Annotated in this window: 8 protein-coding genes and 3 pseudogenes; 6 read left to right on the top strand and 5 right to left on the bottom strand. The window is 67.7% G+C overall.

Annotated features, from left to right (window positions below; all coding sequences use genetic code 11):
* Positions 1-22: 22 nt before the first annotated feature.
* Both ACQEVZ_RS39955 and ACQEVZ_RS39950 read left to right on the top strand, forming a co-directional pair.
* Entirely contained in the window at positions 23-1,411 is a 1,389-nt protein-coding gene (locus ACQEVZ_RS39955; protein ID WP_433376255.1) for a DDE-type integrase/transposase/recombinase, read from the top strand.
* Positions 1,408-2,220, top strand: coding sequence for an ExeA family protein (locus ACQEVZ_RS39950; protein WP_433376252.1), 813 nt, complete (start codon positions 1,408-1,410; stop codon positions 2,218-2,220). Before ACQEVZ_RS39955 ends, ACQEVZ_RS39950 begins: the two co-directional genes overlap by 4 nt.
* 49 nt (positions 2,221-2,269) lie before the next feature.
* Here the strand turns inward: ACQEVZ_RS39950 and ACQEVZ_RS39945 are convergent, their stop codons facing one another.
* The 4 genes and pseudogenes from ACQEVZ_RS39945 to ACQEVZ_RS39930 form a co-directional block, all read right to left on the bottom strand.
* Positions 2,270-2,632, bottom strand: coding sequence for a transposase family protein (locus tag ACQEVZ_RS39945; RefSeq protein ID WP_433376407.1), 363 nt, complete (start codon positions 2,630-2,632; stop codon positions 2,270-2,272).
* 175 nt (positions 2,633-2,807) lie between these two features.
* Complete coding sequence (locus ACQEVZ_RS39940; protein ID WP_433376404.1) at positions 2,808-4,217, bottom strand: IS1380 family transposase; 1,410 nt, start codon at positions 4,215-4,217, stop codon at positions 2,808-2,810.
* 259 nt (positions 4,218-4,476) lie between these two features.
* Positions 4,477-4,743: pseudogene (locus ACQEVZ_RS39935) on the bottom strand (IS256 family transposase); the annotation flags it as partial.
* Positions 4,744-4,795: 52 nt separating this feature from the next.
* The gene (locus ACQEVZ_RS39930) at positions 4,796-11,980 is read right to left on the bottom strand and encodes a hypothetical protein (RefSeq protein ID WP_433376401.1); all 7,185 of its coding nucleotides are present in this window, start codon (positions 11,978-11,980) and stop codon (positions 4,796-4,798) included.
* Positions 11,981-12,075: 95 nt separating this feature from the next.
* Between ACQEVZ_RS39930 and ACQEVZ_RS39925 the strand changes: the two are divergent.
* From ACQEVZ_RS39925 to ACQEVZ_RS39910, 4 genes and pseudogenes are all read left to right on the top strand, one after another.
* Positions 12,076-12,771: pseudogene (locus ACQEVZ_RS39925) on the top strand (IS256 family transposase); the annotation flags it as partial.
* A gap of 72 nt (positions 12,772-12,843) precedes the next feature.
* Entirely contained in the window at positions 12,844-13,170 is a 327-nt protein-coding gene (locus ACQEVZ_RS39920) for a hypothetical protein (protein ID WP_433376398.1), read from the top strand.
* Positions 13,089-14,180, top strand: a complete 1,092-nt coding sequence (locus ACQEVZ_RS39915) for an IS110 family transposase (protein ID WP_433376395.1) — start codon at positions 13,089-13,091, stop codon at positions 14,178-14,180. The genes ACQEVZ_RS39920 and ACQEVZ_RS39915 overlap by 82 nt, the downstream gene beginning before the upstream one ends.
* 333 nt (positions 14,181-14,513) lie before the next feature.
* Positions 14,514-15,104: pseudogene (locus tag ACQEVZ_RS39910) on the top strand (IS256 family transposase); the annotation flags it as partial.
* A 90-nt stretch (positions 15,105-15,194) separates the two neighbouring features.
* Here the strand turns inward: ACQEVZ_RS39910 and ACQEVZ_RS39905 are convergent.
* Positions 15,195-15,677, bottom strand: a complete 483-nt coding sequence (locus ACQEVZ_RS39905) for a hypothetical protein (protein WP_433376392.1) — start codon at positions 15,675-15,677, stop codon at positions 15,195-15,197.
* Between the last annotated feature and the right edge of the window lie 239 nt (positions 15,678-15,916).

The following is a 15,916-nucleotide window of genomic DNA, read 5'->3' as shown; positions in this document are numbered from 1 at the left end:
TCGAGTGTTGAGGAGGCTGTTGTTGACGACCGTTGATGACGAGGTCCGGGTGCGGGCCGACCGCGCCCGGCAGATTGCGTTGTGGCGCTATCAGTTGATCCGGGAGGCTGCCGACCCGGCGTATTCCACCCGCCAGCGCGGGCGGATGGTGCGCCAGCTCGCCGAGCGGGAGCATCCGGGGCCGTTCGGGACGCCGGTGCGGGTGGCCCGGGCGACCCTGGACCGGTGGATCACGGCGTGGCGGCGGGGCGGGTTCGACGCCCTGGTGCCCAGTCCCCGGCAGGCGACCCCGCGCACTCCGGCCGAGATCCTGGACATGGCTGCGGCACTCAAGCGGGAGAACCCGGGCCGCACCGCGGCGCAGGTGGCCCGAATCCTGCACAAGCATCTGGGCTGGGCGCCGTCGGAGTCCACGGTGCTGCGCCATCTCAACCGGCTCGAACTGGTCGGCCCGGCGCCGCAGACCGTGGTGTTCGGCCGGTTCGAAGCCAGCCACCCCAACGAGTTGTGGGTCGGCGACGCCCTGCACGGCCCGGTCATCGCCGGGCGCAAGACCTACCTGTTCGCGTTCCTCGACGATCACAGCCGGCTGCTGGTCGGGCACCGGTTCGGGTTCGCCGAGGACACCGTGCGCCTCGCGGCCGCGCTGCGCCCGGCCCTGGCTTCGCGCGGAGTGCCCGCCGGGGTCTACGTCGACAACGGCAGCGCGTTCGTCGACGCGTGGCTGCTGCGGGCCTGCGCCAAGCTGGGCATCAAGCTGGTGCACTCCACCCCGGGCCGTCCACAGGGCCGTGGGAAGATCGAACGGTTCTTCCGGCGGGTGCGTGAACAGTTCCTCGTCGAACTGTCCACACCGGACAGTGAACTGCTGGTGCCGGATCTGGTCAGCCTCAACCGGTTGTTCACCGCCTGGGCCGAGACCGAGTACCACCGCCGCACGCATTCGGAGACCGGGCAGACACCCCTGGACCGCTGGCAGGCCGGTGACCCGCCTCGGCTGCCCAGCCCGGCCGCGCTGCGCGAGGCGTTCCTCTGGGAAGCCGCCCGCACGGTTACCAAGACCGGCACCGTCTCCCTGCACGGCAACACCTACCAGGTCGATGGCGGCCTGGCCGGCCGGCGGGTCGAGCTCGTGTTCGACCCGTTCGACCCGACCAGCATCGAGGTCCGGCTGCAGGGCAAGCCGGTCGGGCTGGCCATCCCGCACCGCATTGGCCGACACGCCCACCCCAAGGCCAAACCCGAAACCCCCGACCCGGCACCAGCGGCGTCGGGGATCGGTTACCTCAAGCTCATCGACGCCACCCACCAGGCCGAACTGGCCGACCGGGTCAACTACACCGCCCTGACCGGGCAACGGACCGGCCCCAGCACGCCGACCAGCACGCCCGGAGAGGAGACCACCCGATGATCGACCGTCTGCAAGCACACCACGGCTTCACCCGGATGCCGTTCGGTCGTGACCTGGCACCGGGCATGCTGCACCGGCACGCCGCCCACGCCGAGGCCGTCGCCCGGATCAACTGGTGCGTCGAACAACGCGTCCTCGGCGTCATCACCGGCGAAGTCGGCGCCGGCAAAACCGTCGCCGTCCGCGCCGCCCTCGCCGCCCTCGACCAGGTCCGTCACACCATCATCTACCTCGGCAACCCCACCATCGGCGCCCGCGGCATCCACCACGCCATCGTCACCGCCCTCGGCGGCGTCCCGCACCCACACATGGCCATCCTCGTCCCCCAAGCCGCCGAAGCCCTTGCCGGCGAACACGCCGAACGCGGCCGCACCCCCGTCCTCGTCATCGACGAAGCCCACCTCCTCAACCACGACCAACTCGAAGGCATCCGCATGCTCACCAACCACGACCTCGACCGCTGGTCACCCTTCGCCTGCCTCCTCATCGGCCAACCCACCCTGCGCCGACGCATCAAACTCGGCGTCCTGGCCGCCCTCGACCAGCGCATCGGCCTGCGCTACGCCATGCCCGGCATGACCAGCCAGGAAACCACCGCCTACCTCCGCCATCACCTGCGCCTCGCCGGCCGCGACGACCCCTTGTTCTCCGACGACGCCGCAACCGCGATCCACCAATCCAGCCGCGGCTACCCCCGCGCCGTCAACAACCTCGCCGTCCAAGCCCTCATCGCCGCGTTCGCCGACGGCAAAGCCATCGTCGACGAATCCTCCACCCGCGCCGCGATCAGCGAAGTCATGACCGAATAGCCCGATCCGGCACCGCGAGCATGACAACATCACCACGATCAGCAGCACGTCACCGCGATGACCAACGCCCCGCCCAGCAACCGCTGGCGGGGCGTTTCTCTGCCCGCCCGTCCTCACCACGAACGACGGCTACGTCCTCATTGAAAACGCCGGGCAACAACTGCCGGATCGCCGTCACGCAGTCGTTGCCCGCCACCAGCGTCGCGCACGCGGTCAGGACCAGAACCACCAGCAGCGGATGGCGAAGCCCTCGTAACCGGCGCGGGTCCGGCACCTGCCGCAACCGCTGCACCAGCGGCGACGCCACCGACAACGGATCGACGCCGTCCCGGTCCGCGGCGAGTTCGGCCTCCCACAACGCCAGATCAGCAAGGTGGCCAACAACAGGGTCGATCAGGGAAGATGACGACACGAGCGCGACTCCACGGATGATCTTCAGGACTAGCCTCGGTCTTTCGCTAGGTGTTGATCAAGGGTTGCATCCGGAGTGTTGATCTTTGATGGCTGGGGTTTCGGCAGCTGGGCGTGGTGACGGGCCGGCGCGTGGCCGGGTTCCTCCGGATGTTCGTCGGGTCTGGGTGTGGTGCTCAGGTGATTGGTTGCGGGAGTGCGGCGAGGCGGTCGAACGCGGTGACGAGATCCGTTGCCCAGGGCCAGGTTTCGGCGATTCGTAGCCGGGTGGTGCGGGCTGTGCGGGTGATCCGTGCAGCGACGTGCAGGAGTCGGTAGCGCAGCTTCTTCGGTTCGGCGGTGGCGAGGGCCTCGTCGAGGAGGAGCATCTGGGTCCAGGCGAGCAGGTCGATGCCGGTCAGGGCGAGTTGGAGCCAGGCCTGGTTGATCGTGAAGACGCGGGACGGGAACCGGCCGAAGCCGGTGTCCTTGCCGGTGCGGATGCGGTCTTCGACGCGGGCGTGGCCGCGGTGGCGGGCCTCGAGGTACTGCACTGATCCGTTGCCGGGTGGGGTGTCGGTGGCGAACACCTGGTGGCGGAGGCCTTCGACGGTGTCGAACAGCGACAGTTGCGCACCGGGGTGCGGCTCTTCGCGGCGGACGATGAACCGGGTGCCGGGTGGGTAGCCGTCGTCCGGGACGAGGCCGGTCAGTTCGCAGATGTCGGCGCCGTCGCGGGGTTCGCCGTCGCTGTCGAGGGCCGGCACCCACCGGCTGTGCTGTTTCACGGTCAGGATCGCGTGGCGGATCGGTTCGGTGATCGCGACCCCGACGGAGAACCGGGCGTCGACTCCCTGGTCGCGGAGGCTGCGGATGTGGGTGAGCAGGCCGTGGGTACACCCGGCGGAGTCCGACCGGATCAGGATCGGGGTGCCGTGCCGGTACTGGTCCGGGATCTGGGTGAGGGCATCGTCGAGGACGGTGATGTGGTCGGTGGTGGTGTTCGACCCGGCCCGGCCCTCGCGCAGCATGCCGGACAGCGCTTCGCGGGTGTTGTCCAGGAAGCAGAACAACGGGTGGTACCCAAATGACTTCTTCCAGGTCGGGGTCGCCTGTTCCTTCTCCGAGTGGCAGATCACGATGGAGGCGTCGACGTCGAGGACCAGACCTGGGACCGGTTGCCCGGCCGCGGTGGTCTGTGGCAGCCCACCGGACGTGTCGATCCGTTGAGCCCACGCGATTTCGCGTGCTTGTGCTCGCGCGGTGGACAGCCGGCGCAGCACCGCGGTGTCCATGATGGACAGCAGCCGCCATGCGGTCGGGTCGGACGCGACCGGTCCGAACAGGGCTGCCTGGTCTCGCAGCACTGCCAGGTCGGAGATCGTCTCGCCGCCGTCGGCGAGCGTCACCGCCAGATCGACCGCGATCCGACCCGGTTCGTGGCCGCCGCGACGCTGCCGCAACCCGGCGAACGCTTCACTGCACGCTCTGGTCAGACCCGTCGCATCAGCGACATCAGCGAGCAGCCTGGCGCCGGCATGACCGACCACGCCACGACCGTCGGCGCTCACCACGATTCTCGGACGCGTTCCGGTACGCTTCACCATGCAGGTGCCCTCCGGGCGGGATGGACAAGGACCCTCGACAAGTCCTATCTTCCCAGCTCAGATGGCACCTGTTCTCTTTTGACCCAGCATCTGGGCAGCCCTTAACGAAAGACCCGGGCTAGACACCCAAAAGATCATCAGAAGTCGCGCTCGTCCCACAACTCCCGCCCTGTCCGATCCTCAACACGGACAGAACACCTCAAGCCGGAACAACGCCGGGGCCGTGCGACCGGACCGACCTCGGTCAGGACCGTCTTGCCCGGGAGTTCCCGCCGTTCTTCCCGGCCGGGTCGCCCTTGTCATAACCGAGATGATCGGTGATCTCACCCTCGAGCGCGGACTCGATCACCCGTTTGGTCAGCTGCTGCAGCAGACCGCCCTCGCCGGTCAGCTGCAGCCCGGCCGTCCGGGCCTGCTCCACCAACTGGGCGACGAGCTGCGCGTCGACACCGTTCACGTCCGGCCGGGCCGGCTTCCGCTTCGCCACCGAGCCAGTATCGGCCTCAGCGATCAACACATCCGTCATCAGGTGCTGCTCCTTGATCAGGAGTTACACCGTTCGTTTTACAGACCCGCGGTCAACATTGGACTACGAGTTTTGCGAGTTGCTGGATGGTGTTGATGAGGTCTGTGCCGGCTGGTCCGAGTTCGTTGTTGATGAGGTTGAGGATTCTGTGCCGGTCGGTCAGCCATTCATCGCGGCGGTTGGCGTCGATGCAGCGTATTGCGTTGCGTTCGGTGTCGGTGAGTGTCAGTGTGTTTCCGCTCAGTGTGATTTCCATTGCGATCTGTAGTGCGGTTTCGCTGTTGCTTGTGTTTGTGTCCGTTGTCCGTGCTGATCTGATCAGTTCGGCGAGGAGGTTGCGCCGATCGGCGATGATGAAGAGGTCCATTTTGCGGTGCTGGTCGGGCGGTTCGTTGTCGTGTTGGGTGTTGCGGAGCAGTAGCTGCTGCCGGTTGGCTGGGTCTGGTGTTTGCAGGTAGTTGAAGGCCAGGTCGGCGTGTTCGGCACGGGCTAGGTCCAGTACTGCTTGGAAGATCTTCGGGCGGTGGTCGTTGGGTGACCGGGTGGTGATCTCGCGTATCTGCCGTGGTGCGTCGTCCTGGTGTAGCACCTGGTGGTGTGTGGTGTGTATCTGCTGTGCGTGGGACCAGTCGGTGGCTGACAGGAACTCGGCCAGTTCTGGTGATGGTCGGTCCGGGATCGGCATGGGCTGGGACAGGTTGTGGGCGTGTTCGAGTGCCTGCCGCAGCTGCGCTTCGGTAAAGGTCTCGGTGACGGTCTCGGTGAGGTGGTCTGCTGGTTGGTCTGCTGGTTGGTCTGCTGGTTGGTCTGCTGGTTGGTCTGGTCCCTGTATGTGCCATTCGTGTCCGAGTCCTCTTGGTCTCGGGTACACGATCGCGACCTGCTGTTGTTGCAGTGCGTGTGCCACTGCTGGGTTCTCGCCCTGGGGGACGAGCACGACCGGTGCCTGGCCGCGCCACCGGAGCCATTCGACTGCAGCGATCAGGTCCAGCAGCGCAGCCGGGTCGTTCAAGGCGAGTACTGGGAACGGTAGCGTTGCAGCCGCATCGCGCAACGCGATCCGGCTCGGGCTGTTGCGTCCGTTGTCTGCGCTGATCAGCGTGAGACCCCGGTCGGCGGCGATGGGGCCGGCGATGCGGTTGGTGGTGGGGTTGGTGGTGGGGTTGGTGGTGGGGTTGGTGGTGGGGTTGGTGGTGGGGTTGGTGGTGGGGTTGGTGGGCGTCAGGGTCCCGTCGACGGTGGGGACGACGATCGGGGCGATGGTGGTGGGGACGGGCGGTGGGCCGGCCGTGGCGGTGGTGGGGATGGTTCGGCGACGTTTGGCGGGCTTTGGCGAACTGGTGGAAGCTTCGGCGGTGGTGGCGGCGGTGATGACTTTGCCGGGTGCGTCGATCCGCTGCAGGGCCCAGTCCTGGTCGGACTCGGGGAGCCTGTCGGCCCAGTCCCGTACCTTCCGCCGGTCCTCGTCGGTCCAGTCACCGCCGGGTGGCAGCACCGCCGTGTGGAATTGACGCTTCCCGTCACGGGCGGCTTCCTTGACCATCCCCTGGGCCTGCAACGCCTGCAGGTATCTGCTAGCGCCGGACGTCGAGTTGATGTTGAGCGGGCCCAGGTCCCCGGCGGCGATGTCGTCGGTGCTGACCGCTTCCGGCTTGGTGAGCAGGGCTGCCCACAATCGCAGCGCGGTCGCGGCATCCACATTGCGGGTTTTCTGCAGTGCTGTATCGATGGTGGTGGGGACGGGCGGTGGGTCGGCTTCGGTGGGGGTGGTGGTGATGACTTTGCCGGGCTCGTTGATCCGCTGGAGGGCCCAGTCCTGGTCGGGCTCGGGGAGCTTGTCGGCCCAGTCCCGTATCTTCTGCCGGTCCTCGTCGGTCCAGGCACCGCCGGGTGGCATCACCGCCGTGTGGAATTGACGCTTCCCGTCACGGGCGGCTTCCTTGACCATCCCCTGGGCCTGCAACGCCTGCAGGTATCTGCTAGCGCCGGACGTCGTGTTGATGTTGAGCGGGCCCAGGTCCCCGGCGGCGATGTCGTCGGTGCTGACCGCTTCCGGCTTGGTGAGCAGGGCTGCCCACAATCGCAGCGCGGTCGCGGCATCCACATTGGGGGTTTTCTGCAGTGCTGTATCGATGGTGGTGGGGACGGGCGGTGGGTCGGCTTCGGTGGTGGTGGTGGTGGTGATGACTTTGCCGGGCTCGTTGATCCGCTGGAGGGCCCAGTCCTGGTCGGACTCGGGGAGCTTGTCGGCCCAGTCCCGTATCTTCCGCCGGTCCTCGTCGGTCCAGGCACCGCCGGGTGGCATCACCGCCGTGTGGAATTGACGGTTCCCGGCACGGGCGGCTTCCTTGACCATCCCCTGGGCCTGCAACGCCCGCAGGTATCCGCGAGCGGTGGGTGCCGTGTTGATGTTGAGCGGGCCCAGGTCCCCGGCGGCGATGCGGTCAGCGCTGACCGCTTGCGGCGTGGTGAGCAGGGCTGCCCACAACCGCAGCGCGGTCGCGGCATCCACCTCGGGGGTTTCGGTCAGTGCTGTATTGATGGTGGTGGGGACGGGCGGTGGGTCGGCTTCGGTGGTGGTGGTGGTGGTGATGACCTGGCCGGGTGCGTCGATCCGCTTGCGGGCCCAGTTGTGGTCGGACTCGGGGAGCTTGTCGGCCCAGACCCGTATCTTCCGCCGGTCCTCGTTGGTCCAGGCGCCGCCGGGTGGCATCACCGCCGTGTGGAGTTGACGGTTCCCGGCACGGGCGGCTTCCTTGACCATCCCCTGGGCCTGCAACGCCCGCAGGTACCTGCCGGCGGCGGACGTCGAGTTGATGTTGAGCGGGCCCAGTTTCCCGTCGGCGATGATGTCGGTGCTGACCGCTTGCGGCTTGGTGAGCAGGGCTGCCCACAACCGCAGCGCGGTCGCGGCATTCACCCCGCGGGTTTTCTGCAGTGCTGTATTGATGGTGGTGGGGACGGGCGGTGGGTCGGCTTCGGTGGTGGTGGTGGTGGTGGTGGCGGTGGTGGTGGGGGGGATGGTTCGGCGACGTTTGGCAGGCTTTGGCGAACTGGTGGAAGCTTCGGTGGTGGCGGCGGTGATGACTTTGCCGGGTGCGTCGATCCGCTTGCGGGCCCAGTTGTGGTCGGGCTCGGGGAGCCTGTCGGCCCAGTCCCGTACCTTCCGCCGGTCCTCGTCGGTCCAGTCACCGCCGGGTGGCAGCACCGCCGTGCGGAGTCGACGACGCCCGGCACCGGCGACTTTCTCGACCATCCCCTGGGCCTGCAACGCCCCCAGGTACCTGCTAGCGGTGGACGCCGTGTTGATGTTGAGCGGGCCCAGGTCCCCGGCGATGATGTCGTCGGCGCTGACCGCTTCCGGCGTGGTGAGCAGGGCTGCCCACAACCGCAGCGCGGTCGCGGCAGCCACCTCGGGGGTTTCGGTCAGTGCTGTATTGATGGTGGTGGGGACGGGCGGTGGGTCGGCTTCGGTGGTGGTGGTGGTGGTGGTGGTGGTGGTGATGATGACTTTGCCGGGTGCGTCGATCCGCTGCAGGGCCCAGTCCTGGTCGGACTCGGGGAGCCTGTCGGCCCAGTCCCGTATCTTCCGCCGGTCCTCGTCGGTCCAGTCACCGCCGGGTGGCAGCACCGCCGTGCGGAGTCGACGGTGCCCGTCACGGGCGGCTTCCTTGACCATCCCCTGGGCCTGCAACGCCCGCAGGTAGTGGCCAGCGGCGGGCGTCGAGTTGATGTTGAGCGGGCCCAGGTCCCCGGCGGCGATGTCGTCGACGCTGACCGCTTCCGGCGTGGTGAGCAGGGCTGCCCACAACCGCAGCGCGGTCGCGGCAACCACCCCGCGGGTTTTCTGCAGTGCTGTATCGATGGTGGTGGGGACGGGCGGTGGGTCGGCTGCGGTGGTGGTGGTGGTGGTGATGACCTGGCCGGGTGCGTCGATCCGCTTGCGGGCCCAGTTGTGGTCGGACTCGGGGAGCCTGTCGGCCCAGTCCCGTATCTTCCGCCGGTCCTCGTCGGTCCAGGCACCGCCGGGTGGCATCACCGCCGTGCGGAATTGACGGTTCCCGTCACGGGCGGCTTCCTTGACCATCCCCTGGGCCTGCAACGCCCCCAGGTAGCTGCTAGCGGTGGACGCCGTGTTGATGTTGAGCGGGCCCAGGTTCCCGTCGGCGATGTCGTCGACGCTGACCGCTTGCGGCGTGGTGAGCAGGGCTGCCCACAACCGCAGCGCGGTCGCGGCAGCCACGTTGGGGGTTTTCTGCAGTGCTGTATCGATGGTGGTGGGGACGGGCGGTGGGTCGGCTGTGGTGGTGGGGGGGATCCGCTGTTGGGCGGTGGTACGGCCGGGGTCGGGGAGTTGGCCGGTCCAGTGTTGGATCTGTTGGTGTTCGCTGGTTTGCCATGTGCGGGGCAGGCCGGGCCGGTAGCGCACGCCGCCGGCGGAGTGGGATACCTGTCGGGCCAGGCCTGCCAACCGCAGCAGTTTGAGGTGCTGGTATGTCCGAGCCACCCGGGCCGGGTCGGGGATTCCCCCGCTTCCGGCTGGGTCCTCGGACGCGACGATGCCGGTGACGTCGGTGGGTGAGAAGTTCCCGGGGGTGGTGAACATGTGTGTCCACAACCGTGCCGCGGTCTCGACCGACGTGCGCTGAACCGGGTCGGCGGTGCCGCGTTCCAGCGTGTGGATCGCGGTGAGAGCAGTCACCACGAGCAGGGGCGGATCACTGACCGTGGGACTGGCTGGGCTGGCCGGTGGCAGCGCGTCAGGCATGTCGGTGTCACTGCCGCTGTGGGTGTGGGTGTGGGTGGGGACGGTCGGCCGGCGTGGATGGATGGGGTCGCCGCCCGGCTCGAACGGTTGGCTGGTCAGCGGTTGGCTGGTCGGGGCCGGCAGGTGGGGTCTGGCGTGCGGCGTGGTGGGTGGGTCGTGTGGGCGGGGTTGTGGGTGAGCGGGGGTGGTGGGGGTGTCGCTTATGTCGCGGTCGTGGAGGGGGGCCAGGAGGGTGCTGAGTTGTTCGACGTAGTCGAGGGCTTCGTCGACAGTGGCGTTCTGACCGAGGGCATACCGCATTTCGAGGATGGCCAGGTGATGCCCGCCGGCGCGGTCGGTTACGGGGAAGTACGTGTGGACGAGGAGCCTGTCCTGGTGGATGGGTTTGGTGCCGGCCCCCAGCGCGGCTCGGAGGTACTGGTACGGCGTGAAGTCGTATCCGTACGGTCGCTGGCGGAAGATGGTGTCCACATCGTTGCGGGCGACACGGCCGACGAAGGTTGCGTTGTGGTTGTTGAAGTGTGCCGCGAAGCGGTCGATCAGGTCTGCCACATGCTCTTTGAGCATGCCGGCCAGGCCGTCGGGCAGGGCCGCGCGGATGCCCGACATCGAGGTACGGGACATCAGCAGCGTGTATCTCTTGGGATTGCCGGCCTTGTCGTCATCGTCGAAGACGTGCAGGAAGGCCGCGATCTGGGTGTAGAGCAGCGCCAGGAACCCGGACAGGACCTCAGCCGAGCCCGGGTCTTCGGGCAGCAGCCGACCGGCCTCGTGCCGTGCGTAGTCCAACGCGTCAACCGTGTGCTGCATGGCGGCGGTGATCTCAAAGAACGCCGGCACCGTCCGGGCCCGCTCAAGCGCAAGACGGAGAAATTCGGCGAGCCGGGTGACCGGCACACCCACGCTGTAGTCCACGTCGATGCTCGGTTCGTCGGGATCGGGAACCACCAACGTCCCAGCCAACCTGGGCTCCAGCGCCAACCCGCGACCTTCGGCGATGACCTCCTCGGTGAGCCTGTCGAGACGCTGGCCGTCCACCGGGACGGCCAGCAACGCCGCCGCCCACCGCCGCACCTCCCCGAACACCTCAACCCGGGCAGGCCGGCCCGGCCGGTCCCCGAACAACCCAACCGGAACCGTGACAATCTCCGGCACGTCACGATACAGACCGTCCATCACCAGTTCGGTGAACTTCCCCGTACCCAGCAACAGACCACCACCCGACCGCTTCGGACGAGCCAGCTTCAACCGCGGCAACTCCAACTCCACACCCACCGCCGCGAACCCCAACGAACCACCACCGTCAATATCAGGCCGACCCGGCGGCGTCACCGGCCGCCCGAAACGACCCTCGACAGCCTCAACAACATCAACAGAATCGGCCGCCCACACCACCTCCACCCGCTCCACCCGCCCCGACGACCCCTGCACCGAACCCTGCACCGAACCCTGCACCGAACCCTGCACCGAACCCTGCACCGAACCCTGCACCGAACCCTGCACCGAACCCTGCACCGAACCCTGAACAGACCGCCGACGTTTCACCCCCCGACCGCGCCCCCCACGCCCGACGGTGCCCCCACCGGCAACAACGCGAGTGGCGGCGTCAGCGGCGGCGTGAGTAGCGGCGTCAGCGGCGGCGTGAGTAGCGGCGTGAGTAGCGGCGTGAGTAGCGGCGTGAGTAGCGGCGTGAGTAGCGGCGTGAGTAGCGGCGTGGAAGGCGTGGTCGGACCCGTCGCCCGCGCCGAACGTGTTGGCCGGCGAGACCAGCGCGTGGCCTGCCAACCGCTGGTCCGTGGCGAACTGGTCGAGCACAGGCTGCCCCAACGAGCCGGTCCCCAACAAGCCGGTCCCCAACGACAGATCGGCAGCGCCGCTTCCCGCAACATACCCACGAGGCCACAACCACACCGACACCGCAGACCGCCGCGACACCGGCCGACCACCAGCATCCCGATACTCCAACCGGCCGCTGTCATCACCAACATCCACACCAACCGGCAACCCCACCGGCAACCCCACCGGCAACCCCACCGGCAACCCCACCGGAAACTCCACCGGAACACCCAGAACGTCAACCGCAGCAAACGCCTCAGCCGCCGACGGCAACGGCCGCACCAAACCCGCATCGATCACCAACACGGCACGCACCAACGACGACAACCCAGCCACATACGGCACCAAACCCAACTCCAGCCCAGACCCCCGCAACAAATCCCCATCCAACACCACCCGGACCACACCATCAGCCGGACGAGAACGCGCATACTCCACCACATCCTCAGCCACCTCACCCACCAACGAACGCAACCGAACCACCGTCGCCCGCCCCGCCGGCACCTGCCGCAACACCGGACACAGACCCAACCACTGCGCACCCGTCAACACCCCACCCCCAATACAACAGACCCATCCACCATCAACATAACCCCAACCCACCCAAAGGCCCTGACCCCTGACCTTGAACACGGCCACAGTCCCCCAACCGGGACTATGGGTCTGTAAAAAGGTCAGGACTGTAAATTTAACGGTGTAACTCAGACAAAGAGGACACCGAGATGACGATGACCGCAGACGCGAATGTGCAGCCGCTGGCCGATGACGTGGGGTTGGCCGGGTTGGTCGACGATGACCTGATCGCACGGTTGGCGGGGCAGGCCCGGGCGCAGGGTGTGAGCCTGGTCGGTGAGGGTGGTCTGTTGCAGCAGCTGACGAAGCGGGTTCTGGAAGCCGCGTTGGAGGGCGAGATGGACTCGCATCTCGGCTCGGGGAAGCACGTGCGTGCGGGCCGCACGTCCTCTGGTAACGCCCGCAACGGTCGGCGGGTCAAGACCGTGCTGACCGAGGCCGGACCGGTCGAGCTCGACGTGCCGCGGGACCGGGACGGGTCGTTCACGCCGCAGATCGTGCGCAAGCGGCAGCGCCGGCTGTCCGGTGTGGACGATCTGGTCCTCTCGTTGACCGCGAAAGGGCTCACCACCGGGGAGGTGTCGGCGCATCTGGCCGAGGTGTACGGCGCGGATGTGTCCCGGCAGACGATCTCCACGATCACCGACAAGGTCGTGGAGGGGATGACGGAGTGGCAGAACCGGCCCCTGGACCCGGTCTACCCGGCGATCTTCCTCGACGCGATCCACGTGAAGATCCGGGACGGGAAGGTCGCGAACCGGCCGATCTACGTCGCCCTGGCCGTGACGGTCGAGGGCACCCGGGACATCCTGGGGTTGTGGGCCGGCGACGGCGGTGAGGGCGCCAAGTTCTCATAGTAGGTCCCAGGTCCGGGACCGCTCCTTTGGGAGAGTGGGCTGATCTTTCCCCTGAAGGAGGTTGATATGGCGAGCTTCGCCGGTGGTGTCGCTCAGGCTGGCTATGTGGATCGCATCCGTGATCTGGCGCCGCAGCGCTGTCTGGTGGTCCCGGTCGACGTCGGTAAGCGCACCGCGGTGGCTCTGGTCGCTGACCACTATGGACAGATCATCGTTGCGCCGTTCGAGTTCGACCTCACCGTCTCCGGCGCTGGGAAGCTCGTGACGACTATCGCCGCTACGCGGCAGCGGGTGGGTGCCGAAAGCGTGCGGTGGGCATCGAAGCCGCCGGGCACTACCACCAAGCTCTCGCCACCACGTTACGCAGCAACGGGTTCGACGTGGTCGAGTTGAACCCGTACCAGGTCAAGATGGCCAGGGCTCAGCTCGGAGCTGCGCGGGTCAAGACCGACGTGCGGGACTGCACGGCTATGGTCGAGCTGCTGGTGCGGGGGCAGGGCTGGCCGCTGCACCGCCAGGACGGCGCGATGGCTGAGCAGGTCGTATGGGTGGCCCACCGCCGGCGCAAGTTGGCCGCCGCGCAGGCGTTGGGCAGCCAGGTCCACGCCCTGGCCGATCTGGCGTTCCCGGGCCTGACCGGGTGTTTCACCACCGGCCTGGAGGCCAAGACGTTGCGGATGCTGCTGGCCACGCTGCCCGACCCGGCGCGGGTGACCGCCATGAGCGCCGAGGAACTGGTGCACCACGCCCGATCCCGTCAGGTGCGGATGACCCGCCCGAAAGCGGCCCAGGTCATCGCCGCGGCGGGCGAGGCGATGTGCGTGCCCGACGCGCAACGCGCCGCCGCAGCGCGACTGCTCGCCGCGGAGGTCGAGGTGTTCGACGCCCTGCAACGCGACCTGGCCGCCTGCGACCAGCGCCTGGCGCAGCTGCTGCCCGACACACCCGCCGGGGTGCTGACCTCGATACCCGGCGTCGGGACACTCACCGCCTCCTACTACGGCGCAGCCCTGGGCGATCCCGCCCGGTTCGCCAACGCCGGCGCGGCCTACCGCTACTCCGGTCTGGCCCCCACCAGCTACGAGTCGGCTGGACGGCGCACCGCCAAGGTGAAGATCAGCAAGGTCGGCTCGGTCGAGTTACGGCAGGCGATGATCGCCCTGGGCACCGGGATCGCCTTGCACCACAACGATTTCGCCGCCTACAAGCGCCGGCTGGTCGACGCGGGGAAGAAGCCGATGGTGGCCGCCATCGCCGTGGCGCACCGCGCCCACCGGCTTGCGTTCGCGGTGATCCGATCGCAGCAGCCCTACGACCCGGCCAAGTGGGCAGCCAGCACCTCCGGCCGTCAGCGGCGAGACCGGTCCGCCATGGCCGCCGACCCGGCGACCGCTGCGACGTAACCGGTCTCAGCAGCCACCATAAACCCCGGGGTCGACCGGATGCAGTCTCCTTGCGGCACGACCGCAAGGCCGAAGGTGGCAGGGGCCGGAGCGACGTCGTCAAGCATCAGCAGCCGAGCCTGGACTGCGTAGCCAGCAAGACGTCCGGTCTCTTCCGCTCACGCGAGTGCGCACAACAGCCAGCGTCACGAACGCGACTACATGAGTAAGCACCGCACCGGAAACGCCGCCACGCACCCAGCACCACTCCGGCCATAGAGATCAACAACCTGGCCATCACGTCAGGTCGGAGAAACACGCCCAACAGGCCCTTGACATGTGCTTCAGAACAGCTGGCTCCGCGTGTTGACCGAGATCCGCAACCGCGGCACCCAGGACGTGTGCATCGTCGTCTGCGACGGGCTGAAGGGCCTGCCCGACGCGGTCGCCACCGTCTGGCCCCGCACGGTGGTCCAGACGTGCATCGTGCACCTACTGCGAAACTCGTTCAAATACGCCTCTCGCAAGGACTGGACCGCGATCGCCGCCGCGCTCAAGCCGGTCTACACCGCGCCGTCGGAGCAGGCCGCCCTGGACCGGTTCGCCGAGTTCGCCGCCACCTGGGAACAGAAGTACCCGGCGATCGTCCGGTTGTGGACCAACGCCTGGGCGGAGATGGTGCCGTTCCTGGCCTTCCACACCGACATCCGGTCGATCATCTGCACCACCAACGCCATCGAGAGTCTCAACGCCCGGTTCCGCCGCGCGGTCAACGCCCGTGGCCACTTCCCCAACGAGCTGGCCGCGATGAAGATCCTCTACCTCACCGTCATGTCCCTGGACCCCACCGGCCGCGGCCGGCAACGCTGGTCCAACCGCTGGAAACAGGCATTGAACGCCTTCGAGATCACCTTCGACGGACGCCTCTCCAACCCCCGCACATAGACAACCCCGACTACCGAAACCCAAACCTGAACAACACTTCCACCGTTAATTTGACAGACCCGGACTGACCGCCGTCCCTCGGGTGGGCTGTCAGGCGTTCGGCGGCGGCATCGTCGCGTTGTGGTCGGCCTTGGCATACAGCTGCGCGGCCTGGTCGAGCAGCGCGATGAAGTTGCCCGCAAGGTGGATCGTGTCGGCCGCGGCCAGCAGCAGGTTGTCCTGGTTGATGTTCCAGTCGTCGATCTGATCCTGTGGCAGGCCGAAGTAGTACGCCGACGGGTGCGTGCTGACGTTGGTCGGTGCGGTGCTGGTGCTGGTCGGGTACGAGGTGTACATGTTGCGGATCGTGGCTTCTTCGAACGTCTCGGGGAGCACGGGATACCTGCCGTCCGGGCCGACGTGCTCCGGGCCGGTCACAGCGAACACCCAGTCCTTGACCGTCGGAAGGTACGCACGGAAGTCCTCGTAGGCGTCCACACCCGTGCGGGTCGCCCCGAGCAGCGACGTCACGGCGTCCCGGATGCTGCCCGGGCTCACCGACAGCTCCCGGCGCACCGGCGTGGACGGGTCCATTTTCGACCCGGACCCCGATTCGCTCGCAACGACGATCGTGCTTGCGAAGTCCTGGATCTGTTTCAACACAGGCGGGGTGACTGGCTGCAGCTGCTGTTCCGGTTCCGCCATCTGTCCACAACCTTCGATCAGACCCCGAGTGTCCTGTCACCATCGGTCCGCGACCGTATGACGCGCCAGGTCCCTTTCCGGGCGACCACAGCGTTCGGTGAACGTGGGCTTGCCTCGGTCTCAGCACG

The sequence above is a fragment of the Dactylosporangium sp. CA-152071 genome, from assembly GCF_050936335.1.
In the GTDB taxonomy this organism is placed as follows: Bacteria; Actinomycetota; Actinomycetes; order Mycobacteriales; family Micromonosporaceae; genus Dactylosporangium; species Dactylosporangium maewongense.
The sequence above is the reverse complement of the archived record's forward strand: the minus strand, read 5'-3'. Positions and strand labels throughout refer to the sequence as shown.